This window comes from Pseudomonas sp. SID14000 (assembly GCF_002165135.1).
GTDB lineage: Bacteria > Pseudomonadota > Gammaproteobacteria > Pseudomonadales > Pseudomonadaceae > Aquipseudomonas.
Window position 1 is genome coordinate 136,519 of sequence record NZ_NFZQ01000001.1, and the last position, 22,014, is coordinate 158,532.

Annotated in this window: 21 protein-coding genes; 6 read left to right on the plus strand and 15 right to left on the minus strand. The window is 64.0% G+C overall.

Annotated elements, in window-relative coordinates:
- Positions 1 to 2 precede the first annotated feature (2 nt).
- Positions 3 to 1,520 carry an apolipoprotein N-acyltransferase gene (lnt, locus tag CAY82_RS00625; protein ID WP_087499500.1) on the plus strand — a complete coding sequence of 506 codons (1,518 nt, stop codon included), beginning with the start codon at positions 3 to 5 and terminating at the stop codon, positions 1,518 to 1,520.
- Between the two features lie 127 nt (positions 1,521 to 1,647).
- Here lnt and CAY82_RS00630 read toward each other — a convergent pair whose 3' ends face one another.
- Together CAY82_RS00630 and CAY82_RS00635 are read right to left on the minus strand one after the other, a co-directional pair.
- Positions 1,648 to 2,409 carry a YdcF family protein gene (locus CAY82_RS00630; RefSeq protein ID WP_087499501.1) on the minus strand — a complete coding sequence of 254 codons (762 nt, stop codon included), beginning with the start codon at positions 2,407 to 2,409 and terminating at the stop codon, positions 1,648 to 1,650.
- A gap of 135 nt (positions 2,410 to 2,544) precedes the next feature.
- Positions 2,545 to 2,859, minus strand: a complete 315-nt coding sequence (locus CAY82_RS00635; protein WP_063911846.1) for a hypothetical protein — start codon at positions 2,857 to 2,859, stop codon at positions 2,545 to 2,547.
- Positions 2,860 to 3,086: 227 nt separating this feature from the next.
- Here CAY82_RS00635 and leuS point away from each other — a divergent pair, with 227 nt between their 5' ends.
- The 5 genes from leuS (at position 3,087) to CAY82_RS00660 (ending at position 9,113) form a co-directional block, all read left to right on the plus strand.
- Entirely contained in the window at positions 3,087 to 5,693 is a 2,607-nt protein-coding gene (gene leuS / locus CAY82_RS00640; protein ID WP_087499502.1) for a leucine--tRNA ligase, read from the plus strand.
- 61 nt (positions 5,694 to 5,754) lie between these two features.
- Positions 5,755 to 6,360: an LPS assembly lipoprotein LptE gene (lptE, locus tag CAY82_RS00645; protein WP_087499503.1), complete on the plus strand. Its 606-nt coding sequence runs from the start codon at positions 5,755 to 5,757 to the stop codon at positions 6,358 to 6,360.
- Between the two features lie 39 nt (positions 6,361 to 6,399).
- Positions 6,400 to 7,437 (plus strand): DNA polymerase III subunit delta, encoded by a 1,038-nt coding sequence (gene holA, locus CAY82_RS00650; RefSeq protein ID WP_087499504.1) that lies wholly within the window; start codon positions 6,400 to 6,402, stop codon positions 7,435 to 7,437.
- A 137-nt stretch (positions 7,438 to 7,574) separates the two neighbouring features.
- Positions 7,575 to 7,739 carry an alternative ribosome rescue factor ArfA gene (gene arfA / locus CAY82_RS00655; protein WP_003257578.1) on the plus strand — a complete coding sequence of 55 codons (165 nt, stop codon included), beginning with the start codon at positions 7,575 to 7,577 and terminating at the stop codon, positions 7,737 to 7,739.
- 60 nt (positions 7,740 to 7,799) lie between these two features.
- The gene (locus CAY82_RS00660) at positions 7,800 to 9,113 is read left to right on the plus strand and encodes a lytic murein transglycosylase (protein WP_087499505.1); all 1,314 of its coding nucleotides are present in this window, start codon (positions 7,800 to 7,802) and stop codon (positions 9,111 to 9,113) included.
- A gap of 121 nt (positions 9,114 to 9,234) precedes the next feature.
- Here the strand turns inward: CAY82_RS00660 and CAY82_RS00665 are convergent, their stop codons facing one another.
- The 13 genes from CAY82_RS00665 to CAY82_RS00725 form a co-directional block, all read right to left on the minus strand.
- Positions 9,235 to 10,173, minus strand: coding sequence for an LD-carboxypeptidase (locus tag CAY82_RS00665; protein WP_087499506.1), 939 nt, complete (start codon positions 10,171 to 10,173; stop codon positions 9,235 to 9,237).
- A gap of 87 nt (positions 10,174 to 10,260) precedes the next feature.
- Entirely contained in the window at positions 10,261 to 11,277 is a 1,017-nt protein-coding gene (gene lipA / locus CAY82_RS00670; RefSeq protein ID WP_087499507.1) for a lipoyl synthase, read from the minus strand.
- Between the two features lie 2 nt (positions 11,278 to 11,279).
- Positions 11,280 to 11,927 carry a lipoyl(octanoyl) transferase LipB gene (gene lipB, locus CAY82_RS00675; protein WP_087499508.1) on the minus strand — a complete coding sequence of 216 codons (648 nt, stop codon included), beginning with the start codon at positions 11,925 to 11,927 and terminating at the stop codon, positions 11,280 to 11,282.
- Positions 11,927 to 12,202 carry a DUF493 domain-containing protein gene (locus CAY82_RS00680; RefSeq protein WP_087499509.1) on the minus strand — a complete coding sequence of 92 codons (276 nt, stop codon included), beginning with the start codon at positions 12,200 to 12,202 and terminating at the stop codon, positions 11,927 to 11,929. Before CAY82_RS00680 ends, lipB begins: the two co-directional genes overlap by 1 nt.
- 73 nt (positions 12,203 to 12,275) lie before the next feature.
- Complete coding sequence (locus tag CAY82_RS00685) at positions 12,276 to 13,436, minus strand: D-alanyl-D-alanine carboxypeptidase family protein (RefSeq protein WP_087499510.1); 1,161 nt, start codon at positions 13,434 to 13,436, stop codon at positions 12,276 to 12,278.
- A 269-nt stretch (positions 13,437 to 13,705) separates the two neighbouring features.
- Positions 13,706 to 14,707, minus strand: coding sequence for a septal ring lytic transglycosylase RlpA family protein (locus CAY82_RS00690; RefSeq protein WP_087499511.1), 1,002 nt, complete (start codon positions 14,705 to 14,707; stop codon positions 13,706 to 13,708).
- Positions 14,707 to 15,717 carry a lytic murein transglycosylase B gene (mltB, locus tag CAY82_RS00695; protein WP_087499842.1) on the minus strand — a complete coding sequence of 337 codons (1,011 nt, stop codon included), beginning with the start codon at positions 15,715 to 15,717 and terminating at the stop codon, positions 14,707 to 14,709. Before mltB ends, CAY82_RS00690 begins: the two co-directional genes overlap by 1 nt.
- 17 nt (positions 15,718 to 15,734) lie before the next feature.
- On the minus strand, positions 15,735 to 16,838 hold the full coding sequence (gene rodA, locus CAY82_RS00700; protein WP_170931011.1) for a rod shape-determining protein RodA: 1,104 nt from the start codon (positions 16,836 to 16,838) through the stop codon (positions 15,735 to 15,737).
- Between the two features lie 38 nt (positions 16,839 to 16,876).
- Positions 16,877 to 18,766 (minus strand): penicillin-binding protein 2, encoded by a 1,890-nt coding sequence (gene mrdA / locus CAY82_RS00705; protein ID WP_087499513.1) that lies wholly within the window; start codon positions 18,764 to 18,766, stop codon positions 16,877 to 16,879.
- A 16-nt stretch (positions 18,767 to 18,782) separates the two neighbouring features.
- On the minus strand, positions 18,783 to 19,250 hold the full coding sequence (rlmH, locus tag CAY82_RS00710; protein ID WP_003249722.1) for a 23S rRNA (pseudouridine(1915)-N(3))-methyltransferase RlmH: 468 nt from the start codon (positions 19,248 to 19,250) through the stop codon (positions 18,783 to 18,785).
- Positions 19,251 to 19,260: 10 nt separating this feature from the next.
- Complete coding sequence (gene rsfS, locus CAY82_RS00715; protein WP_087499514.1) at positions 19,261 to 19,680, minus strand: ribosome silencing factor; 420 nt, start codon at positions 19,678 to 19,680, stop codon at positions 19,261 to 19,263.
- Positions 19,681 to 19,723: 43 nt separating this feature from the next.
- Complete coding sequence (gene nadD, locus CAY82_RS00720) at positions 19,724 to 20,383, minus strand: nicotinate-nucleotide adenylyltransferase (RefSeq protein WP_087499515.1); 660 nt, start codon at positions 20,381 to 20,383, stop codon at positions 19,724 to 19,726.
- Position 20,384: 1 nt separating this feature from the next.
- The gene (locus CAY82_RS00725) at positions 20,385 to 21,656 is read right to left on the minus strand and encodes a glutamate-5-semialdehyde dehydrogenase (protein WP_087499516.1); all 1,272 of its coding nucleotides are present in this window, start codon (positions 21,654 to 21,656) and stop codon (positions 20,385 to 20,387) included.
- Positions 21,657 to 22,014: the final 358 nt, after the last annotated feature.

Here is a 22,014-nt window from a genome sequence, read left to right on the forward strand (position 1 = left end):
ACATGCGTTGGATCACCCGCCCCGGCTGGCCCGGTAACCTGCTGGCCCTGGCGGCCGGCGCCTCCACCCTTCTGGCCCTGGCGCCGTTCGATATCTGGCCGCTGGCCGTGTTGTCCATCGCCCTGCTCTACCTTGGCCTGCGCGAGCTCAGCCCGCGCCAGGCCATGTGGCGTGGCTGGTGGTTCGGCTTCGGCCTGTACGGCGCCGGCACCTGGTGGATCTACGTCAGCATGAACACCTACGGCGGCGCCTCGCCGCTGCTGGCGATCCTGCTGCTGCTGGCGTTCTTTGCCGCCCTGGCCTGGTTCTTCGCCCTGCCCACCTGGCTGTGGGCACGCTGGTTGCGCCGCACCGAAGCACCACTGGCCGACGCCCTGTGCTTCGCCGCCCTGTGGCTGCTGCAAGAGGCCTTCCGCGGCTGGTTCCTGACCGGTTTCCCGTGGCTCTACGCCGGCTACAGCCAGCTGGACGGCCCGCTGGCCGGCCTGGCACCGCTGGGCGGCGTGTGGCTGATTTCCTTCGCCCTGGCCCTGACCGCTGCCCTGCTGTGCAACCTGCAACGCTTGCGCGCCCGCCCCTCGTTCCTGGCGGTGGGCTGCCTGCTGTTGCTGGCCCCGTGGGTGGTGGGCCTGGTACTGAAGGGCCACGCCTGGACCAAGCCCGCGGGCGATCCGCTGAAAGTGGCGGCCATCCAGGGCAACGTCGCGCAGGACCTGAAATGGGACCCGGCGCACATCGACGCCCAACTGGCGCTGTACCGTGACCTGAGCTTCAGCTCCAGGCCGGTGGACCTGCTGGTGTGGCCGGAAACCGCGGTACCGGTGCTCAAGGACCAGGCCCAGGGCTATATCGACGTGATGGGCCGGTTCGCCGCCGAGCGGCATTCGGCGCTGATCACCGGCGTGCCGGTGCGTGAAGTGGTGCACCACCAGCGCCGCTACTACAACGGCATCACCGTCACCGGTGAAGGCGATGGCACCTACCTCAAGCAGAAGCTGGTGCCGTTTGGCGAATATGTGCCGCTGCAGGACATGCTGCGTGGCCTGATCGAGTTCTTCAACCTGCCCATGTCGGACTTTGCCCGCGGCCCGGAAGACCAGCCACTGCTACAGGCCAAGGGCTACCAGATTGCGCCATACATCTGCTACGAAGTGGTCTACCCCGAATTCGCCGCTGGCCTGGCGGCCCGCAGCGACCTGCTGCTGACCATCAGCAACGACACCTGGTTCGGCACCTCGATCGGCCCGTTGCAGCACCTGCAGATGGCGCAGATGCGCGCGCTGGAAGCCGGGCGCTGGATGATCCGCGCCACCAACAATGGCGTGACCGCGCTGATCGACCCGTTTGGCCGCATTACTACCCAAGTGCCGCAGTTCCAGCAGGCAGTGCTGTATGGCGAGGTGGTGCCGATGCAGAACCTGACGCCGTACCTGCAATGGCGGTCGTGGCCGCTGGCGATTGTCTGTGCGCTGTTGCTGGGTTGGGCGGTGCTGGCTGGACGCATTGCCAAGACCGTCTGATGATGCCGCCTGTACCGGCCTCTTCGCGGGTAAACCCGCTCCCACAGGTCCTCCACCATTCTCGACGCTGCGGGAATCCTGTGGGAGCGGTTTACCCGCGAAGAGGCCGGCACAGGCAACACAAGGCTCAATAGAACAGCCGATACCCCACCAACCCCGCCACTTCATTGAGCAACTGCCCGCTCTGCCACATCGCCCGGCTCTCCGGCAGCAACCCGCCAAACGGCCGCGCATGATCGCGCCCGAGGAACCCGACTGGCGCCGGCACCACCTCGAACCCCGCTTGTTCGAAGCTCCAGCGCGAGCGCTGCATGTGCCAGGCCTGGGTCACCAGTACCACCCGGCGAATCCCCAGCGGCTGCAGCACCTTGGCCGTCAGCCGGGCATTCTCCCAGGTCGTGCGGCTGCCCTCTTCCCGCCATTTCACCTCGACGCCGAAATCTTCATGCAGGCGATCAGCCATCAACCGCGCCTCGCTCGGCGGCGTACCATAGTGCAACCCGCCACTGGTCAGCACCGGCAAGCCCGACGCCTTGGCCAGCCGCGCGGCAAAGCGCATGCGCTCCAGCGCCGTGGCTGTCGGCTGGTCGCTGCCACCCCAGGCCGGGTCACCCCGCTCACGCCCCGCGCCCAGCACCACGATGGCATCCGCACGGGTTGCAAGGCCGCCCCAGTCGCCTACTGCCAGCGGCGCTTCCGTCTCCAGCACACGGGCGGTTTCCTGCACCACCAGCGGCAGGCTCATCAACCACAGGCCACCAAGGCCCATGGCAAAGCACAGCGCTGCCAGCCTGGGTCGACGGCGGCGCAGCCACCACGCCACAAGCAGCAGCAGGAGAAGGACACCTGGCGGCATCAGCCATTGTTTGACGAAAAATCGGATCGGCATTGGCCACACCTCCTTGGCAGGCGTGCAGCCTAGAAGGATCGACGCCGGTCAACAAGGGTGCGGCCGGCGCCGATCGTGAGTTGTGCAAATTTGAAGAACCGGCGCGCTATAGCCTGCGCCTGGCGTCCTGAACGGCTAGCGATGTGGCAGCGTCCTGGATCTCGCCGTGCTGGCGGGGCGTTTCTTGTCCTTGAGCCAGATAATCTTGGCCGATGTCGGCTCCGCTTGTGGGTAACTGCCGACACAGGCATTGTGGCGCTCCGGAAGGGAATCCAGGTAGGCCTTGATCAGTTCGAACTCTGCGTGGCTCAGGCCACGCAACTCCAGCTCGGCTGGCATCTCGTCGCGCAATCGCACCGAGGTCCTGGCCACTTCCAGCGCCAGGCCAAGCCGGTCGATCAGGCGTTCGTATAGCTCCGGTTTGATTGCGGGTAGCTGCGTCTCTCCCATCCGTTCACCTCATTGAAGATAAGAATATCTCCCCACACAACTGAGCTTAGCGTCGTTGCAAAAAGCAGCCGTGTGCCGCGACCAGCGGGCATTCGCAACGAAGGTTTCCCACGATGCGCGGCGCTGCTGTATGCTACGGCGTTCACTCTGAACGACACCGGAGTGCCGGACGCAGCGAGGTTACGCTGCCTGGAACAAGGTCTCCTCTCTCTCAGCAAAAAGTAGCCATGCACGAACAATACACGCCCCGTGATATCGAAGCCGCCGCCCAGAAGTTCTGGGACGAGCAACAATCGTTCGCTGTTGCCGAACAGCCAGGCAAGGACACCTACTACTGCCTGTCGATGTTCCCGTACCCGAGCGGCAAGCTACACATGGGCCACGTGCGCAACTACACCATCGGTGACGTGATTGCCCGCTACCAGCGCATGCTGGGCAAGAACGTCCTGCAGCCGATGGGCTGGGACGCTTTCGGCATGCCCGCGGAAAACGCGGCGATGAAGAACAACGTCGCCCCGGCCAAGTGGACATACGAAAACATCGACTACATGAAGACCCAGCTCAAGAGCCTGGGCCTGGCCATCGACTGGGCACGTGAAGTCACCACCTGCAAGCCCGACTACTACCGTTGGGAGCAGTGGCTGTTCACCCGTCTGTTCGAGAAAGGCATCATCTACCGCAAGAACGGTACCGTGAACTGGGATCCGGCGGACCAGACCGTACTGGCCAACGAGCAGGTCATCGACGGCCGTGGCTGGCGTTCGGGCGCGCTGATCGAGAAGCGCGAAATCCCGATGTACTACTTCCGCATCACCGACTACGCCGACGAGCTGCTGGAAAGCCTCGACGAGCTGCCGGGCTGGCCTGAGCAGGTCAAGACCATGCAGCGCAACTGGATCGGCAAGTCGCGCGGCATGGAAGTGCAGTTCCCGTATGATCAGGCCAGCATCGGCCACGAAGGCACCCTCAAGGTCTTCACCACCCGTCCCGACACGCTGATGGGCGCCACCTACGTCGCCGTCGCCGCCGAGCACCCGCTGGCTACCCAGGCCGCCCAAGGCAACCCGGCACTGCAGGCGTTCATCGACGAGTGCAAGAGCGGCAGCGTTGCCGAAGCTGACATGGCCACCCAGGAGAAGAAGGGCATGGCCACTTCCCTGCTGGTCGAACACCCGCTGACCGGCGAGAAACTGCCGGTATGGGTCGCCAACTATGTGCTGATGCACTACGGCGACGGCGCTGTGATGGCCGTGCCAGCCCACGACGAGCGCGACTTCGAGTTCGCCCACAAATACAACCTGCCGGTCAAGGCCGTGGTGCGCACCAGCGCTGGCGATGAAGTCGGCAGCGAGTGGCTGGCCGCCTATGGCGAGCACGGCCAGCTGATCAACTCCGGCGAATTCGACGGCCTGGACTTCGCCGGCGCCTTCGACGCCATCGAAGCCGCCCTGATCCGCAAGGACCTGGGCAAATCGCGTACCCAGTTCCGCCTGCGCGACTGGGGTATCAGCCGCCAGCGCTACTGGGGCTGCCCGATCCCGATCATCCATTGCCCGTCCTGCGGCGACGTACCGGTGCCGGAAGACCAGTTGCCAGTCACCCTGCCGGAGAACGTGGTGCCGGACGGTGCCGGTTCGCCACTGGCGCGCATGCCTGAATTCTACGAGTGCAGCTGCCCGAAATGCGGTACCGCGGCCAAGCGCGAAACCGACACCATGGACACCTTCGTCGAGTCGTCCTGGTACTTCGCCCGCTACGCCTCGCCGAACTACGAAGGTGGCATGGTCGACCCGAAAGCGGCCAACCACTGGCTGCCGGTCGACCAATACATCGGCGGCATCGAGCACGCCATCCTGCACCTGCTGTACGCGCGCTTCTTCCACAAGCTGATGCGCGACGAAGGCCTGGTCACCTCGAACGAGCCGTTCAAGAACCTGCTGACCCAGGGCATGGTGGTCGCCGAAACCTACTACCGTGTGGCCAGCAACGGCGGCAAGGACTGGTTCAACCCGGCCGATGTCGAAGTCGAGCGCGATGCCAAGGCCAAGATCATTGGCGCCCGCCTGAAGACCGACGGCCTGCCGGTGGAAATCGGTGGTACCGAGAAGATGTCGAAGTCGAAGAACAACGGCGTCGATCCGCAATCGATGATCGACCAGTACGGTGCCGACACCTGCCGTCTGTTCATGATGTTCGCCTCGCCGCCCGACATGAGCCTGGAATGGTCCGACTCCGGCGTCGAAGGTGCCAGCCGCTTCCTGCGTCGTGTCTGGCGCCTGGCCCAGGCCCATGTGGCCCAGGGCTTGCCGGGCAAGCTGGATGTCGCCGCCCTGGACGACGCGCAGAAGGTCATCCGCCGCGCCATCCACGCCGCCATCAAGCAGGCCAGCACTGATATCGGCCAGTTCCACAAGTTCAACACCGCCATCGCCCAGGTGATGACCGTGATGAACGTGCTGGAAAAGGCCCCGCAGTCCACTGAACAGGACCGCGCCCTGCTGCAGGAGGGCCTCGAGGCCGTCACCCTGCTGCTGGCACCGATCACCCCGCACATCTCCCATGAGCTGTGGCAACAGCTGGGCCACCAGCAGGCAGTCATCGACGCCAGCTGGCCAGACGTCGACGAGGCAGCGCTGGTACAGGACACGGTCACCCTGGTGGTGCAGGTCAACGGCAAGCTGCGTGGCCAGGTCGAGATGCCGGCCGCCGCCAGCCGTGAAGAAGTCGAAGCCGCCGCGCGCAGCAACGAGAACGTCCTGCGCTTCATCGATGGCCTGACCATCCGCAAGGTCATCGTGGTACCGGGCAAGCTGGTCAACATCGTCGCCAACTGATGGCAACGCCCGCCCGCAGCCACCGCGGGCGGGCGGAACAGGCCCACAAGGGAGCAACAACATGATCAAACGCAATTTGCTGGTAATCGGCCTGGCGGTCATGCTCAGCGCCTGCGGTTTCCAGCTGCGCGGCACCGGTTCCACCGAGCTGAGCGTGAAGGAAATGGACGTCAGCGCACGCAACGCCTACGGCCCGACCGTGGTCCAGCTGCGTGAAGTACTGGAACGTAGCGGCGTCAACGTGCATGCCGGCGCACCGTACCGCCTGGTGCTGACCAACGAGCAGGAGCGCGAGCGCTCGGCGACCTACAACAGCGGCAACCGCACCGCCGAGTACGAGCTGACCACCGTGCTGAACTACAGCATCCAGGGGCTGAACAACCTGGAGCTGATGAGCGACAAGCTGGAAGTGCGCAAGATCTACCTGCGTGACGGCTCGAACATCACCGGCTCCGAGCAGGAAGCCAACCGTGCCCGTGAAGAAATGCGTCGCGACCTGGTCAACGCCATGGTCGTTCGCCTGCAGATGCTGACCCCGTCCCAGCTGGACGAGCTGCAGCGTCAAGCCGACGAGCGTGCCAAAGCCGAAGCCGCTGCGCTGGAGGCCGCTCGCCGCCAGCAGGCCGAAACGCCTCAGCAGTCGCCACTGGAAGTACCGGGCAACTAAGCCCGAGCGGGGTACCCTCGGGTGCCCCGCCTGTTCCCCATGAAGCTCGCCCCCGCCCAACTCAACAAGCACCTGCAAGGTGCCTTGGCACCGGTCTACGTGGTCAGCGGCGACGACCCGCTGCTTTGCCAGGAAGCCGCCGACGCCATCCGCAACGCCGCACGCCAGCAGGGCTACGACGAACGCCAGGTATTCAGTGCCGACGCCAATTTCGACTGGGGCACCCTGCTCCAGGCTGGCGCCAGCCTGTCCCTGTTCGCCCAGCGCCGCCTTCTGGAATTGCGCCTGCCCTCAGGCAAGCCCGGTGACAAAGGCGCTGCTGCGCTGATGGAATACTGCGCCAACCCGGCCGAAGACACCCTGCTGCTGGTCAGCCTGCCCAAGCTGGACGGCAGCGCGCAGAAGACCAAGTGGGGCAAGGCCCTGATCGAAGGTCCCCATTGCCAGTTCATCCAGATCTGGCCGGTGGATGTGCACCAGTTGCCGCAGTGGATCAACCAGCGCTTGCAGCAGGCCGGCCTTTCTGCACAGCGTGACGCCGTCGACCTGATCGCCGCACGCGTGGAAGGCAACCTGCTGGCTGCCGCGCAGGAAGTCGAAAAGCTCAAGCTGCTCGCCGAAGGTAACCAGATCACAGTGGAGACCGTGCAGGCCGCCGTCGCCGACAGCGCCCGCTTCGACGTCTTCGGCCTGGTCGATGCCATTCTCAACGGCGAAGCCGCGCATGCCCTGCGCATGCTCGAAGGCTTGCGTGGTGAAGGCGTGGAGCCGCCGGTAATCCTCTGGGCCCTGGCCCGCGAGCTGCGTCAGCTGGCCGGGCTGGCCCAGCAGTTCAGCCAGGGCGTACCACTGGACAAAGCCTTCAGCCAGGCCCGTCCGCCGATCTGGGACAAACGCCGACCGTTGGTCAGCAAGGCCCTGCAGCGCCTGTCGGCGCAGCGCTGGGTGCAGTTGTTGCAAGATGCCCAGCGTATCGATGCACAGATCAAGGGCCAGGCCGAGGGCTCGCCCTGGACCGGCCTGGCGCGCTTGTCGTTGCTGATGGCTGGCCAGCGCCTGGCACTGCCTCCCGAGTAAATCGTCCACCAGACAGCCTCAATGCCCTGCCAAATCCATAAGACCCAGGTATTCGGCCATATATACAATCAATTGGCCCCACTCTTCCCCAAGCCCTACAGTGCGCCGCGAAACCCACCCAACCCGGGAACCCCGCCATGAGCAAAAAGCCGAAAAAGCACGGCCCCAACAAGGCCAAGTCGATCATCGCCCAACCGCTGTTCCGCTGCCGCCAGGAACAGCCGAACAAGGGCAAAGGCAGCTACCGCCGCGAAGCCTTCCAGTCGAGAGATTGGGAGGCTTCCTACTTTTTGGCAGCATGAAAGCATCGAAAGCGCAGGCATGATATGGTCGTCACCTGACCTGCAATTCTGGATCTGTGCATGCTCCTCAGTCTTCTCCCCCGCTGGAAAACCCGTCAGCTGATCGCTGCCTCCAGTTTCATCCTGCTCGTGGCCTGCGCAGAAAAGCCCACCGCCGCCGATGCCCTGCCACTGGCCCCCGCGCAGCCCGCCCCGGTGGTGACCCTGCCCGGTACAACAGCCGACACCAGCACTGAAATCCAGCCCCTGCAAACCTTCGCGCAATGGCAGGCCGCCTTCCGCCAGCAAGCCCTGCAAGCCGGCATTTCGCAGAGCACCTTCGACCGCGCCTTCCTCGGCGTCACCCCTGACATGGACGTGATCAAGGCCGATCGCAGCCAGCCGGAGTTCACCCGCCCGGTGTGGGAATATCTCGAAGGCGCCCTGTCGCCCCTGCGTGTGCGCAACGGCAAGAAACTGCTGGAGCAGAACGCCGAACTGCTGACTCGCATCGAGCAACGTTACGGCGTAGACCGCCAGGTGCTGGTCGCGGTATGGGGCATGGAAAGCAATTTTGGCCAGTTCCAGGGCAACAAATCGATAATCCGTTCTCTGGCTACCCTGGCCTATGAGGGCCGCCGTCCGCAGTTCGCCCAGGACCAGCTGATCGCCGCGCTGCAGATCATCCAGCATGGTGACATCCAGCCGGAGGCCATGCGCGGCTCGTGGGCCGGCGCCATGGGCCAGACCCAGTTCATCCCGACTACCTACAACACCCATGCCGTGGACTTCGACGGCGATGGCCGCCGCGACATCTGGAACAGCACGGCAGACGCCCTGGCCTCGACCGCACACTACCTGCAGAGCTCGGGTTGGAAACGTGGCCAGCCGTGGGGCTTCGAGGTCCAGGTGCCGCCTGGCTTCGATTACTGGCAGGCCGATGGCGCGCTGCGCAAGTCGGTGAGCGAGTGGCTGGCGATGGGCGTGAAACTGCCTGCCGGTACCCAACTGCCAGTGGGCAGCAACCAGCTGTCTGCCGCCCTGCTGCTGCCTGCGGGCGCGCGTGGCCCGGCGTTCCTGGTACTGGACAACTTCCGCGCCATCCTCAAGTACAACAACTCGTCGTCCTACGCGCTGGCGGTGAGCCTGCTGGGTGATCGCTTCACCGGCTGGGGCTTCATTGCCGGCAGCTGGCCGAAAGAAGACCTGCCACTCAGCCGCAGCGAGCGCATGGAGCTGCAGAACCTGCTGAACAGCAACGGGCACGAAGCCGGTAATGCCGATGGCATCATTGGCGCCAATACCCGCAAGGCGATCCGCAATGCCCAGCAGGGGCTGGGGTGGCCGGCAGATGGGTATCCGACCCACAAGCTGCTCGAGAGCCTGCGCAAATAGTGAGATTGCTGGGGGCGCGTTGCGCCCCTTTCGCGACACAAGGCCGCTCCCACAAGCGATAGCACTTCTCCTGTGGGAGCGGCCTTGTGTCGCGATGGGCTGCAAAGCAGCCCCGGCAATCTCAAGCCTTGAACAAATTTTGCTCCAACACCAATGTCTGCCTCCCGCTATCCAGCATTACCTGAGCCCCCAACGGCAAGCACACATTCGGGTCACAATGCCCACTGCGCCACCCGGCCAGCACCGGCACACCCAGCGGCGCGAAGATATCCTCCAGCAGGGGCGTCAACGCCGCAGTGGTAATCCCGGCAAAGTCCCCCACCAGCACACCCTTCACCCCTTCCAGCTTGCCCGCCAGGCGCAGTTGGGTCAGCAAGCGGTCCACCCGGTACAGCGGCTCGTTTACATCCTCGATGAACAGGATGCAGCCCTGGGTATCCAGCTCGGCAATCGTCCCCAGGGTCGCACCCAGCATCGACAGGTTACCGCCCAGCAGCGGCCCGCTGGCCACCCCATGCAACACGCTGCTCAAGGCGAACTCAGCAGGGTGCACGATCTGCTCACCTGCACGCACACGCCCACCCAGCTGCGCCAGCAACGAAGCCTCGGTCGGCGGCAACTTGGCCCCCAACAGGTCGGCATTGAGCATTCCACCATGGAAGGTGACCAGCCCGGTATGCCGGTAGATCGCCGTGTGCAATGCGGTGATGTCGCTGTAACCGATCAGCGGCTTGGGGTTGCGCCGGATCAGTTCGAAGTCGAGCTGATCGAGCAGGCGCATGCTGCCGTACCCCCCACGCATGCATAAAATTGCGTCAATGGCCGGGTCGGCAAAGGCATCATGCAGGTCCTGCAACCGCTGCTGGTCCGGCCCCGCCAGGTAGCCCTGAGCCTGAAGGGTCCCTGGGTAAATGCGGCAACTGTAGCCTCGATCAACGAACCACTGGTTGACCTTGTGCGTGTCCAGCCGCGCCGCGCCCGCCGGGGCGACAATGGCAAAACAGGCATCACGCGGCAGCGCGGCGGGCAGGCTGGGTTGGAAGGTTTCGGCGCAATTCATCGCGGCTCCTTGCAGCGCGTGTGGCACAAACAAAAATGCCGATGCCGCCCTTCGGCGCGCATCGGCATGCGTGGCTCTGTGCTTGGCTCAGAGCTTGATCTTGGCTTCGTGAGCTTGCTGGTCGGCGTGGTACGAAGAACGCACCAGCGGGCCGGAAGCGACGTTCTTGAAGCCCATCTTGTAACCTTCCTCGGCGAACCAGGCGAAGGTGTCCGGGTGGACGAAACGCTGCACCGGCAAGTGGCTACGCGACGGCTGCAGGTACTGGCCGAGGGTGAGCATGTCGATGTCATGCTCGCGCATGCGGTGCATCACTTCGATCACTTCATCGTCGGTCTCGCCCAGGCCGAGCATCAGGCCCGACTTGGTCGGTACGTGCGGCACCAACTGCTTGAACTTCTGCAGCAGGTCCAGCGACCAGTCGTAGTCCGAACCCGGGCGCGCAGCCTTGTACAGACGCGGTACGGTCTCGAGGTTGTGGTTGAACACATCCGGCGGCTCTTGCGCGGTGATCTCCAGGGCAATGTCCATGCGGCCACGATAGTCCGGCACCAGCGTTTCCAGCTGCACGCCCGGCGACAGCGCACGGATTTCGCGGATGCAGTCGGCAAAGTGCTGGGCACCACCGTCACGCAGGTCGTCGCGGTCCACCGAGGTGATCACCACGTACTTCAGGCGCAGGTCGGCGATGGCAATGGCCAGGTTCTTCGGTTCGTCCAGGTCCAGCGGTTTCGGCCGGCCGTGGCCAACGTCGCAGAACGGGCAACGACGGGTGCAGATGTCGCCCATGATCATGAAGGTGGCGGTACCACCGGAGAAGCACTCGCCCAGGTTCGGGCAGGACGCCTCTTCGCACACGCTGTGCAGCTTATGCTTGCGCAGCAGTTGCTTGATGCGGTCTACCTCGGGCGACACCGGGATACGCACGCGGATCCAGTCGGGCTTCTTCGGCAGCTCGTCGGTGGGGATGATCTTCACCGGGATGCGCGCCACCTTTTCGGCACCACGCAGCTTGACCCCGGTTTCCACTTTTTTCGGCGCTGGGCGCGGGGTGGCATCCTGGGTAGGTGTCAGGTTCGGCACGGCTTCTTGCACAGTTGTCATATTCAGTCGATTCCGCCCGTGAGGGTCGTCTGCTCAGCGTAGTCGAGGTGCTTGACCAGCTGTCCGCGCAGCCTTGTCCTGACCTCGTCGAGTTCGATCGGACCTGCCAGGTCGCGCAGCTGGGTCATCGCCAGCCCCGCATAGCCGCAGGGGTTGATTCGGCGGAATGGCGCAAGGTCCATGTCCACGTTCAGGGCAAGGCCGTGGAACGAACGGCCGTTGCGAATTCGCAGGCCGAGGGAGGCGATTTTCGCTCCGTCGACATAGACGCCCGGGGCATCGGGCTTGGCCACCGCCTGGACATCGTAACTGGCGAGCAGGTCGATGAGGGTCTGCTCGATGCGGCTGACCAGCTCACGCACACCAAAGCCCAACCGGCGCACATCCAGCAGCAGGTAGGCCACCAGCTGCCCGGGGCCATGGTAAGTCACCTGGCCACCGCGGTCGGTCTGCACCACCGGGATGTCGCCCGGCACCAGCAGGTGCTCGGCCTTGCCGGCCTGGCCCTGGGTGAAGACCGCAGGATGCTCGACCAGCCAGATTTCATCCTGACTGTCCGGGCTGCGCTGCTCGGTGAAGCGACGCATGGCCTCCAGCACCGGTTCGTAGGGCTGCAGGCCAAGATCGCGAAAACCGAGGCAGGCGGACATCAGAGCACCATTTTCACGATGCCGGTAGCGCGCAGGGCGCTGTTGATATCGTGCAGCTGGTTCTCGCTTTCGGCAATGATGTGCAATTGTACGGTGGTGTACTTGCCTTCCTTGCTCTGGCGCTCGGCCAGGGTGGAAAGGTCGACCTTGGCGTGCTTGCTCAGGATCTCGATCACCGTGTCGCGGAAGCCGACAACGGTGTCGCCGATGACCTTGATCGGGTAATCGTCGCAGGGGAATTCGATCTTGTGCGACTTGACGTCTGGTTCGCTCATGGCGGAAACGGCCTCGTAAGCCGTGGCAACAACAACGCCCCCGCAGGATACGCGGGGGCATGCAGGTCACGTATCAGTTGAACAACCCGTAGAAGAATAGACGGATGCTATCCCACATACGGCGGAAGAAACCACCTTCCTCGACGCCATCGAGGGCGATCAGGTCGGCGCTGTGAACCACTTTCTCGTCCAGTTTGACTTCCACTTTGCCGATCACGTCACCTTTGGCGATCGGTGCGGTGAGCTGCGGGTTCATGGTCATCGAGGCCTGAAGGCGCTTCAATTGGCCTTTAGGCATGGTCAGGGTCAGGTCTTCGGCCAGGCCAGCTTTCACTTCACCGGTTGCGCCTTTCCAGACCGGCGACTTGGTCAGCTCGGTGCCCTTCTGATAGAAGGTCTGGGTTTCGAAGAAGCGGAAGCCATAAGTCAGCAGCTTCTGGGTCTCGGCAGCACGCGACTGCTCGCTGTTGGTGCCGAACACCACGGCGATCAGGCGCTGGCCATCGCGAACGGCCGAAGCCACCATGCAGTAGCCGGCTTCGTCGGTGTGGCCGGTTTTCAGGCCGTCGACAGTCTTGTCACGCCACAGCAGCAGGTTGCGGTTGGGCTGCTTGATGTTGTTCCAGAAGAACTCTTTCTGCGAGTAGATGGCGTAGTGGGCCGGGTCGACGTTGATGATCGCACGGGCCAGGGTAGCCATGTCGTGGGCCGACGAGTAATGGTCCGGGTGCGGCAGGCCGGTCGGGTTCATGAAGTGGCTGTTGGACATGCCCAGATCGGCAGCGGTCTTGTTCATCATGTCGGCGAAGGCATCTTCGCTGCCAGCGATGTGCTCGGCCAAGGCGACCGAGGCATCGTTACCGGACTGGATGATGATGCCGTGCAGCAGGTCGCTGACGGTCACCTGGCTGCCCACCTTGATGAACATGCGCGAACCGCCGGTACGCCAGGCGTTTTCGCTGACGGTAACGGGGTCGTTTTCACCGATCTGACCACGACGGATGTCCAGGGTGGCGATGTAGGCCGTCATCAGCTTGGTCAGACTGGCTGGCGGCAGGCGCTCGTCACCGTTGTTCTCGACAAGCACGTTGCCGCTGGACGCGTCCATGAGTACGTAGGACTTGGCTGCCAGTTGCGGTGGCGCCGGCGTCATCTGCTCAGCCGCGAAGGCGGCAGGCGTGATCATCAGCAGTACGGGCAGGCAAAGTCGTTTGGCAAGGTTGGTGATGTTCATCCGTCTCTCGAAAATCGCTAATGGTCTGATGTTCCCTGGGCAAGATCATGTACCCAGCGCCAGTCAGTCTAGTTTTGTGGCCGTAGGCCAAGCTCGCAATGTGCGGCTTTATGTCGCTGCGGGCAAAAGCCGACATTGTACATGGCCGCGCCCGGCAATTCATGACAAAACCGACAGTTTGGTGTTGCCTTCTTCGCGGGCGCGCCCGCTCCCACAGGGTTTCGCATGCCCCTGTGGGAGCGGGCGTGCCCGCGAAGAAGGCAACGCGGTCAGTCAGCTGTGACCAGCTTGGCCTGCCCCAGGTTCGCCAGGCGGATGCTGTCTTGTGCTTGCTGGATCTCGCCCTGGCTGCTGATCGGCCCCAGGCGCACGCGATGCAGGGTCTGCTGGTTACGCACGATCGAGCTGATGAACACTGGCGCGCTGACCATGCTGCTGAGCTTGGAGCGCAGCAGTTCGGCGGCGTCCGGGTTGGCGAAGGCGCCCACTTGCAGGAAGCTGCCGCCACTGCCGGCCGGCACGTTGTTGCCAGCCACCTGCACCGGCACCACCGGTGCGGCATGCTGCTGAGGCGGCGGGGTCCATTGCTCGACGCGACCGGTACTGGCCGGGATCGCCTGTGTCTGGGCCATCTGCGGCTCTTTCAGCACCATTGGTGGCGTCTGGCCGCGCTGAGCCCACCACTGCTGCGGGTCGATACCTTCGACGCGCACGTGCGCGGTGCCGATTTCGGCATAACCGAGTTTCTTCGCCGCGGCATAGGACAGGTCGATGATGCGGTCGGAATAGAACGGGCCACGGTCGTTCACCCGCAGGATCACGCTGCGGCCGTTTGCAAGGTTGGTCACCCGCACGTAGGCAGGAAGCGGCAGGGTCTTGTGCGCCGCGCTCATGCCGTACAGGTCGTACAGCTCGCCATTGGCGGTGTTCTGGCCGTGGAACTTGGTGCCGTACCACGACGCAGTACCCTCGGCGCGGTAGTTGCGCGAGTCCTGCATCGGGTAGTAGGTCTTGCCCAGCACCGTGTACGGGTTCGCCTTGTAGTTGCCAGTGTGCACGGTTGGTGTGGCATCGGGGATCTTGCTCACATCCACGTCCCACCATGGCGCACCGTCCTTGTGGGCCCGGTTGATGTCCAGGCCCGGCTGGGTGCGCACCACGTTGCCACTGCTTTGCTGGGTCGGGCGGCTGGAGGAGCAGCTGGCCAGCACCACGCCAACAGCGAGGCAGGTGAGCAGCTTGAAAGTGTTGCCAGAGATGATTACGCGCATTACTTGACGCCCCGTGCTTGAACCAGCTGTTCCGAAAGCTGATGCACCGCCATGGCATACATCACGCTGCGGTTGTAGCGAGTGATCGCGTAGAAGTTCTTAAGGCCCATCCAGTACTCGGGACCATTGTCGCCCTCGAGACGGAAGGCGGTAACCGGCAGATCATCGCGCAGCGAATCATGGACCGACCAGCCAAGCGCGCGCAACTCCCCTACCGTTTTCACCGGTTCGATGCCGGTAGTCAGGCCTTCGTCAGCACGCCCACCGGCCACTCTGGCGCGGCTGACCACACCTTCGCCGGCCACCCAGCCGTGGCGCTTGAAGTAGCTGGCCACGCTGCCGATGGCATCGTCCGGGTTGTTCCAGATATTGATGTGGCCGTCGCCGTCGAAGTCCACCGCAAAGTTGCGGAAGCTGCTGGGCATAAACTGCGGCAGGCCCATGGCTCCGGCGTAAGAGCCTTTGAGCGTCAGCGGGTCAAGCTGCTCCTCGCGCGCCAGGAGCAGGAATTCGCGCAGCTCCTTGCGGAAGAATTCGGCCCGTGGCGGGTAGTCGAAGCCCAGGGTCGACAAAGCATCGATCACCCGGTAGTTGCCGGTGTTGCGGCCAAAGAAGGTTTCCACGCCGATGATGGCGACGATGTACTGCGCCGGTACGCCGTATTCCTGCTCGGCACGGGCCAGCACTGCCTCGTGCTGGCGCCAGAAGTCCACACCGCGGGCGATGCGCGCGTCGGTAATGAACATTGGCCGGTAGTCCTTCCACGGCTTTACCCGTTCGGCCGGGCGCGAAATGGCGTCGAGGATCGACTGCTTGCGCTGCACCTCAGCGAACACCCCCAACAGTTGCTCAGGGGCAAAGCCATAGTCACGGCTCATTTCGTCAACGAACTGGGCCACCTGGGGCGAGCCTTGGTAATCGCCGGCATGGGCCAGCTGTACAGCGCCGAACAGGCCCACCGCGCCGATCCACGGCGCACAACGGGCAGCCCAGTTACGCACTGCTTGCATGAAGTTCTTCACCTTATTCAAACCTGCGCGATCCATTTGCGGTGCGTGTGGATCGACATCAGAACGCCAAACGCTGACAGCAGCGTCACCAACGAAGTTCCGCCATAGCTGATGAAAGGCAGCGGCACGCCCACCACGGGCAGAAGGCCGCTGACCATACCGATATTGACGAACACGTATACAAAGAAGGTCATGGTAAGGCTGCCTGCCAGCAGCTTGCCGAACAGGGTCTGCGCCTGGGCGGTGATCATCAGGCCGCGGCCGATCAGCAGCAGGTAGACGATCAACAGCAGGCAGATGCCGACCAGGCCGAATTCCTCGCCGAGCACGGCGATGATGAAGTCGGTGTGGCTTTCCGGCAGGAAGTCCAGGTGCGACTGGGTGCCGAGCAGCCAGCCCTTGCCGAACACCCCGCCCGAGCCGATCGCCGCCTTCGACTGGATGATGTTCCAGCCAGTGCCCAACGGGTCGCTTTCCGGGTCGAGGAAGGTCAGTACCCGCTGTTTCTGGTAGTCGTGCATGACGAAGAACCACATCGCCACCGCCACGGGCACCGCAGCCGCCAGCACACTGAGGATCCAGCGCCAGCGCAGGCCGCCCATGAACAGCACGAAAGCCCCGGAAGCGAGAATCAGCAGCGCCGTGCCCAGGTCGGGCTGGCGCACGATCAGGATGAACGGCAGGCCGATCAGCACCAGGCTTATCGCCACGTGCTTCAGATGCGGCGGCAAGGTGCGCTTGGACAGGTACCAGGCGATGGTCGCCGGCATGATGATCTTCATGAATTCAGAGGGCTGGAAGCGGATCACCCCGGGGATGTTGATCCAGCGCGTGGCGCCCATGGCGTTGTGGCCCATCACGTCCACCACCACCAGCAACAGCACCCCAGCCAGGTAGGCCAGTGGCACCCAACGGGCCATGAAGCGTGGTTCCAGCTGGGCGATGATGAACATCGACACCAGGCCGATACCGAACGAGGTGGCCTGCTTGAGCAGCAGGTCCCAGTTCTTGCCACTGGCCGAATAAAGAACAAACAGGCTGCCGGCCGCGAGGGTCAGCAAAATGATCAGCAAAGGGCCATCGACGTGGATGCGCTGCAGAAAGCTGGCGCGCCGACGCATCACATCCTCGCTGGAGAGCATGCGATCGAAATTGTTCATCACAGGGCTGATTCCTGGGTAACAGTGGCAGGCGCAAACTCGGGCTTGAGCCGGCCGTTTTCGTCGAGCAGCCAGGCGTCCATCACCTGACGTACCACCGGGGCGGCGACGCCCGAGCCAGACTCACCGTTCTCGACCATCACCGAAACCACGATCTTCGGGTCTTCTGCCGGGGCGAAGGCGACAAACAGGGCGTGGTCGCGGTGGCGCTCCTGGAGCTTGTTGCGGTCGTACTTCTCGCCCTGCTTGATCGCTACCACCTGGGCGGTACCGCTCTTGCCGGCAATACGGTACTGCGAGCCGATGGCCGCCTTGCGCGCAGTGCCGCGGGCGTTGTGCATCACCTGCTCCATACCATGGGTAACCTTGGCCCAGTCGGACTTGTCACGCAGCACGATGTTTTCCATGGGGTTGTCGTCAACCGGCGGCTGGCCTTCGATGGTCTTGGCCAGGTGCGGGCGATTCCAAACGCCCTTGTTGGCGATCAGCGCGGTGGCCTGGGCCAGTTGCAGTGGCGTGGCCTGCATGTAGCCCTGCCCGATGCCGAGGATCAGGGTTTCGCCAGGGAACCAGGCCTGGCGGCGAGTGGCGCGCTTCCATTCGCGCGACGGCATCAGCCCTGCGGACTCCTCGAACATGTCGAGGGAGACTCGCTGGCCGATACCGAACTTGTTCATGTAGCTGGACAGCCGATCAATGCCCATCTTGTGCGCAAGGTCGTAGAAATAGGTGTCGTTGGAGCGCATGATCGCGGTGTCCAGGTCTACCCAGCCATCGCCCGAGCGGTTCCAGTTACGGTACTTGTGGTCGTAGTTGGGCAACTGGTAGTAACCCGGGTCGAACACCCGGCTGCCAGCATTGACCACGCCGCTGTCCAGGCCGGCGATGGCCACCGCCGGCTTGATGGTCGAGCCTGGCGGGTACAGGCCACGCAGCACGCGGTTGAACAGCGGTCGGTCGATCGAGTCGCGCAGTTCGGCATAGGCCTTGAAGCCGATGCCGGTAACGAACAGGTTGGGGTCGAAGCTGGGCTGGCTGACCATCGCCAGCACCTCGCCGGTACGCGGATCGAGCGCCACTACCGCACCACGCCGACCACCCAGAGCGGCCTCGGCGGCCTCCTGCAGCTTGATGTCCAGGCTCAGCACGATGTCCTTGCCCGGTTTCGGATCGGTGCGTTTGAGCACTCGCAGCACACGGCCGCGGGCGTTGGTCTCGACTTCCTCGTAGCCCACCTGGCCGTGCAGGGCGTCCTCGTAGAAGCGTTCGATGCCGGTCTTGCCGATGTGATGGGTACCGCTGTAGTTCACCGGGTCGAGGGTTTTCAGCTCTTTCTCGTTGATCCGCCCCACATACCCCACCGAATGGGCGAAGTGCGTGCCCTGCGGGTAATGGCGCACCAGCTGGGCCACCACTTCCACGCCCGGCAGGCGGAACTGGTTCACCGCCACGCGAGCAATCTGTTCTTCGTTGAGTTCGAACAGGATAGGCACCGGCTCGAACGGCCGACGGCCTTGGCGCATACGCTTCTCGAACAGAGCGCGGTCGTCGGGCGTCAGCTCCAGCACTTCGACAATGGTGTCCAGCACTTCCTGCCAGTTACCCGCACGTTCGCGGGTCATCGACAAGCTGAAGCTGGGCCGGTTGTCAGCGATGATCACCCCGTTGCGGTCGAAGATCAGCCCGCGGGTCGGCGGGATCGGCTGCACATGCACCCGGTTGTTCTCCGACAGCGTCGAGTGATATTCGTGCTGGATGACCTGCAGGTAGTACAGCCGCGCGATCAGCACGCAAATAAGCAGCATGATCGCCACTGCGCCGACCACGACGCGGTTGCGCACCAGGCGGGCGTCTTTCTCGTGGTCCTTGAGACGGATCGGCTGCGACATCGGACTGCTTACAGGCTCATTTATGGTAAGGATGCCCGGACAACACGGTCCAGGCGCGGTAGATCTGCTCGCCGATGAGTATCCTTACCAATGGGTGCGGCAAGGTCAGCGGCGACAGCGACCAGCGTTGCTCGGCGCGCGCACAGACCTCAGGCGCCAGGCCTTCCGGGCCGCCCACCATCAAATTCACCGTGCGCGCATCCAGGCGCCAGCGGTCCAGCTCGGTCGCCAACTGCTCGGTACTCCAGGGCTTGCCATGGACCTCGAGGGTAACAATGCGTTCCCCTGGCTGAACCTTGCTCAGCATGGCCTCGCCCTCCTGACGGATCAGGCGGGCGACGTCGGCATTCTTGCCCCGGGTGTTCAGCGGGATTTCCACCAGCTCCAGCGACAGCTCGGCGGGCAGGCGCTTGGCATATTCATGCCAGCCTTCCTCGACCCACTTCGGCATGCGCGAGCCGACCGCGATCAGGCGCAGACGCACAGCGCTTTCCTTATTCCCGGTCCTTGAGCTTCTCGGAGTACTCGTGGGCCTGGTCCGGGCTGTGGTGCTTGCCATCGGCGGCACGACTTTGCTCGGCCCCCTGCCACAGGCGCTCCAGGTCGTAGAACTGGCGAGCAGCGGCAGTCATCATGTGCACGATGACGTCGTTCAGGTCCAGCAGCACCCAGTCGCTGTCGCCCTTGCCTTCTTCACCCAGTGGCTGGGCGCCCTTGGCCTTGACCGCTTCGCGGACCTTTTCCAGCATCGCGTTGATCTGGCGGTTGGAGGTACCGGTGGCAATGATCATGTAGTCGGTCAGGCTGTGCTTTTCGCGCACGTCGATGACCTGGATGTCCTGGGCCTTGACGTCTTCCAGCGCTGCCTTGGTCAGGGCAACCAATTCTTCGCCGTGGATTTTCTGCTTGGTCATATAAAACTCGTTCAACTCGTTGGATGAGGCGCCAGAGGCACCGTCAGTTAGGCGCACGATACAGTTCGTGCGCCTCGATGTAGGCCAGTACGGCGTCCGGCACCAGGAACCTCACCGATTTGCCGCTGGCCAGCAGCTGTCGGATCTGTGTAGCCGACACCGCAAGCGGCGTCTGCCAGACGAACGAAATGTTTCCCGCCGGGCCGGACATGGCGGCAGGATCGCTCTCCGAGCGCGCAGCCAGCAGGTTGCGCAGCTCGTCAGGGGGTTCTACGTCGGCATCCGGGCGTTGCAGCACCAGGATGTGACAGTGTTGCAGCAATTCTTCCCAGCGGTGCCAGCCGGGCAGGCCGCAAAAGGCATCCCAGCCCAGCACCAGGAACAGCTGGTCGTTGGCGGCCAGTTCGGCGCGGATCGATTCCAGCGTGTCGATGGTGTACGACGGTTTGTCGCGCTCCAGTTCGCGGGCGTCGACGCTCAGGCAGGCAACGCCCTGCACCGCTTCGCGAACCATGGCCAGGCGATCCTCGGCGGCCACCTGTGGGGTGTCGCGGTGCGGCGGTCGGGCGTTGGGCAGCAGGCGCAGCTCGTCCAGCCCCATGAACTCGGCCACTTCCAGCGCGCTGCGCAGGTGGCCGATGTGCACGGGGTCGAAGGTACCGCCTAGAATGCCGATGCGCCGGACTGCCTGGGCCTTGCTCAACTCAGCAGGACTCCTGGCCGCGCAGCTGGCCGTCGCCGATCACCACGTACTTCTCGCAGGTCAGGCCTTCCAGGCCGACCGGGCCGCGGGCATGCAGCTTGTCGGTGGAAATGCCGATTTCCGCGCCCAGGCCATACTCGAAGCCGTCGGCGAAGCAGGTCGGGGTATTGAGCATGACCGACGCCGAATCGACCTCGGCCATGAACTGGCGAGCCTCACCCTGGTGTTCGCTGATGATCGAGTCGGTATGGTGCGAGCCATAGTGGTTGATGTGCTCGATGGCCTGGTCCAGGCCGTCGACCACGCGGATCGACAGGATCGCGTCCAGGTACTCGGTGTGCCAGTCGGCCTCGGTGGCCGGCTTGGCGTCGATGATAGCCCGGGTACGCTCGCAACCACGCAGCTCGACGCCCTTCTCCTGGAAACGGCGGGCCATTTCCGGCAGGAAGCGCTCGGCCACCTGCTGGTCGACCAGCAGCGTTTCCATGGCGCCACAGATGCCGTAGCGGTAGGTCTTGGCGTTGAACGCCACGCGCCAGGCCTTGTCCAGGTCGGCGTGCTGGCTGACGTAGATGTGGCAGATACCGTCCAGATGCTTGATCACTGGCACTCGGGCATCGCGACTGATGCGTTCGATCAGGCCACGGCCACCGCGAGGCACGATGACGTCGACGAATTCCGGCATGCTGATCAGCGCGCCCACGGCTTCGCGGTCGGTAGTCTCGACCACCTGCACCACCGCTGCCGGCAGGCCGGCGGCGGCCAGCCCACGCTGGATGCAGGTGGCGATGGCGCGGTTGGAGTGGATGGCTTCGGAGCCGCCACGCAGGATGGTCGCATTACCCGACTTCAGGCACAGGCTGGCGGCATCGATAGTCACGTTCGGGCGCGATTCGTAGATGATCCCGATCACCCCCAACGGCGTGCGCATCTTGCCGACCTGGATACCCGACGGGCGGTAGCTCATGTCGCGGATGGCACCGACCGGGTCCGGCAGGCTGGCCACCTGGCGCAGGCCGGTGATCATGCCGTCGATACGCGCCGGGGTCAGCGCCAGGCGGTCGAGCAGCGCCGGCTCCAGGCCGTTGGCACGGCCAGCGGCCAGGTCCAGCTCGTTGGCGGCGGTCAGCTCGGCACGAGCGGCGTCCAGTGCGTCGGCAGCGGCTTGCAGGGCGCGGTTCTTCTGCGCGGTGCTGGCACGGCCGATCACCCGGGAAGCTTCACGGGCAGCGCGACCCAGGCGGGTCATATAGTCAAGAACGGACTCAGTCATGGGTTCGGTGTCTTGGCGAAGGGGAAATCGGCTGATTATAACTGCCGCGCAGGTATACGCCCAGCGGCGGGTGGCGGATGGTAGAAAATGGGTGTTCGCCTTCAGCCTTTCTGCGCCTGTGAGATCGAGCACCGCCCGCGCGGCGCTTCGCGGGGCAAGCCCGCTCCCACACTTGTTGCAACGTGGCCATGCCTGTGAGGCCATGGTTGTCAGCCTTGTTGGCATGACTGGATTTCGAGGTGGACATTGCTGCCGCCCCACCTGTCTCAAGACGTGCACCAAGGCAGGCAACCATGGCCTGACAGGTTCGGCACGTTGCAACAAATGTGGGAGCGGGCTTGCCCCGCGAAGCGCCGCG

Bases quoted from the DNA above. Each gene is read 5' to 3' on its own strand.
- lnt (WP_087499500.1), top strand. From the start codon at position 3: ATGCGTTGGATCACCCGCCCCGGCTGGCCCGGTAACCTGCTGGCCCTG.
- CAY82_RS00630 (WP_087499501.1), bottom strand. From the start codon at position 2,409: ATGCCGATCCGATTTTTCGTCAAACAATGGCTGATGCCGCCAGGTGTC.
- CAY82_RS00635 (WP_063911846.1), bottom strand. From the start codon at position 2,859: ATGGGAGAGACGCAGCTACCCGCAATCAAACCGGAGCTATACGAACGC.
- leuS (WP_087499502.1), top strand. From the start codon at position 3,087: ATGCACGAACAATACACGCCCCGTGATATCGAAGCCGCCGCCCAGAAG.
- lptE (WP_087499503.1), top strand. From the start codon at position 5,755: ATGATCAAACGCAATTTGCTGGTAATCGGCCTGGCGGTCATGCTCAGC.
- holA (WP_087499504.1), top strand. From the start codon at position 6,400: ATGAAGCTCGCCCCCGCCCAACTCAACAAGCACCTGCAAGGTGCCTTG.
- arfA (WP_003257578.1), top strand. From the start codon at position 7,575: ATGAGCAAAAAGCCGAAAAAGCACGGCCCCAACAAGGCCAAGTCGATC.
- CAY82_RS00660 (WP_087499505.1), top strand. From the start codon at position 7,800: ATGCTCCTCAGTCTTCTCCCCCGCTGGAAAACCCGTCAGCTGATCGCT.
- CAY82_RS00665 (WP_087499506.1), bottom strand. From the start codon at position 10,173: ATGAATTGCGCCGAAACCTTCCAACCCAGCCTGCCCGCCGCGCTGCCG.
- lipA (WP_087499507.1), bottom strand. From the start codon at position 11,277: ATGACAACTGTGCAAGAAGCCGTGCCGAACCTGACACCTACCCAGGAT.
- lipB (WP_087499508.1), bottom strand. From the start codon at position 11,927: ATGTCCGCCTGCCTCGGTTTTCGCGATCTTGGCCTGCAGCCCTACGAA.
- CAY82_RS00680 (WP_087499509.1), bottom strand. From the start codon at position 12,202: ATGAGCGAACCAGACGTCAAGTCGCACAAGATCGAATTCCCCTGCGAC.
- CAY82_RS00685 (WP_087499510.1), bottom strand. From the start codon at position 13,436: ATGAACATCACCAACCTTGCCAAACGACTTTGCCTGCCCGTACTGCTG.
- CAY82_RS00690 (WP_087499511.1), bottom strand. From the start codon at position 14,707: ATGCGCGTAATCATCTCTGGCAACACTTTCAAGCTGCTCACCTGCCTC.
- mltB (WP_087499842.1), bottom strand. From the start codon at position 15,717: ATGCAAGCAGTGCGTAACTGGGCTGCCCGTTGTGCGCCGTGGATCGGC.
- rodA (WP_170931011.1), bottom strand. From the start codon at position 16,838: ATGCGTCGGCGCGCCAGCTTTCTGCAGCGCATCCACGTCGATGGCCCT.
- mrdA (WP_087499513.1), bottom strand. From the start codon at position 18,766: ATGTCGCAGCCGATCCGTCTCAAGGACCACGAGAAAGACGCCCGCCTG.
- rsfS (WP_087499514.1), bottom strand. From the start codon at position 19,680: ATGACCAAGCAGAAAATCCACGGCGAAGAATTGGTTGCCCTGACCAAG.
- CAY82_RS00725 (WP_087499516.1), bottom strand. From the start codon at position 21,656: ATGACTGAGTCCGTTCTTGACTATATGACCCGCCTGGGTCGCGCTGCC.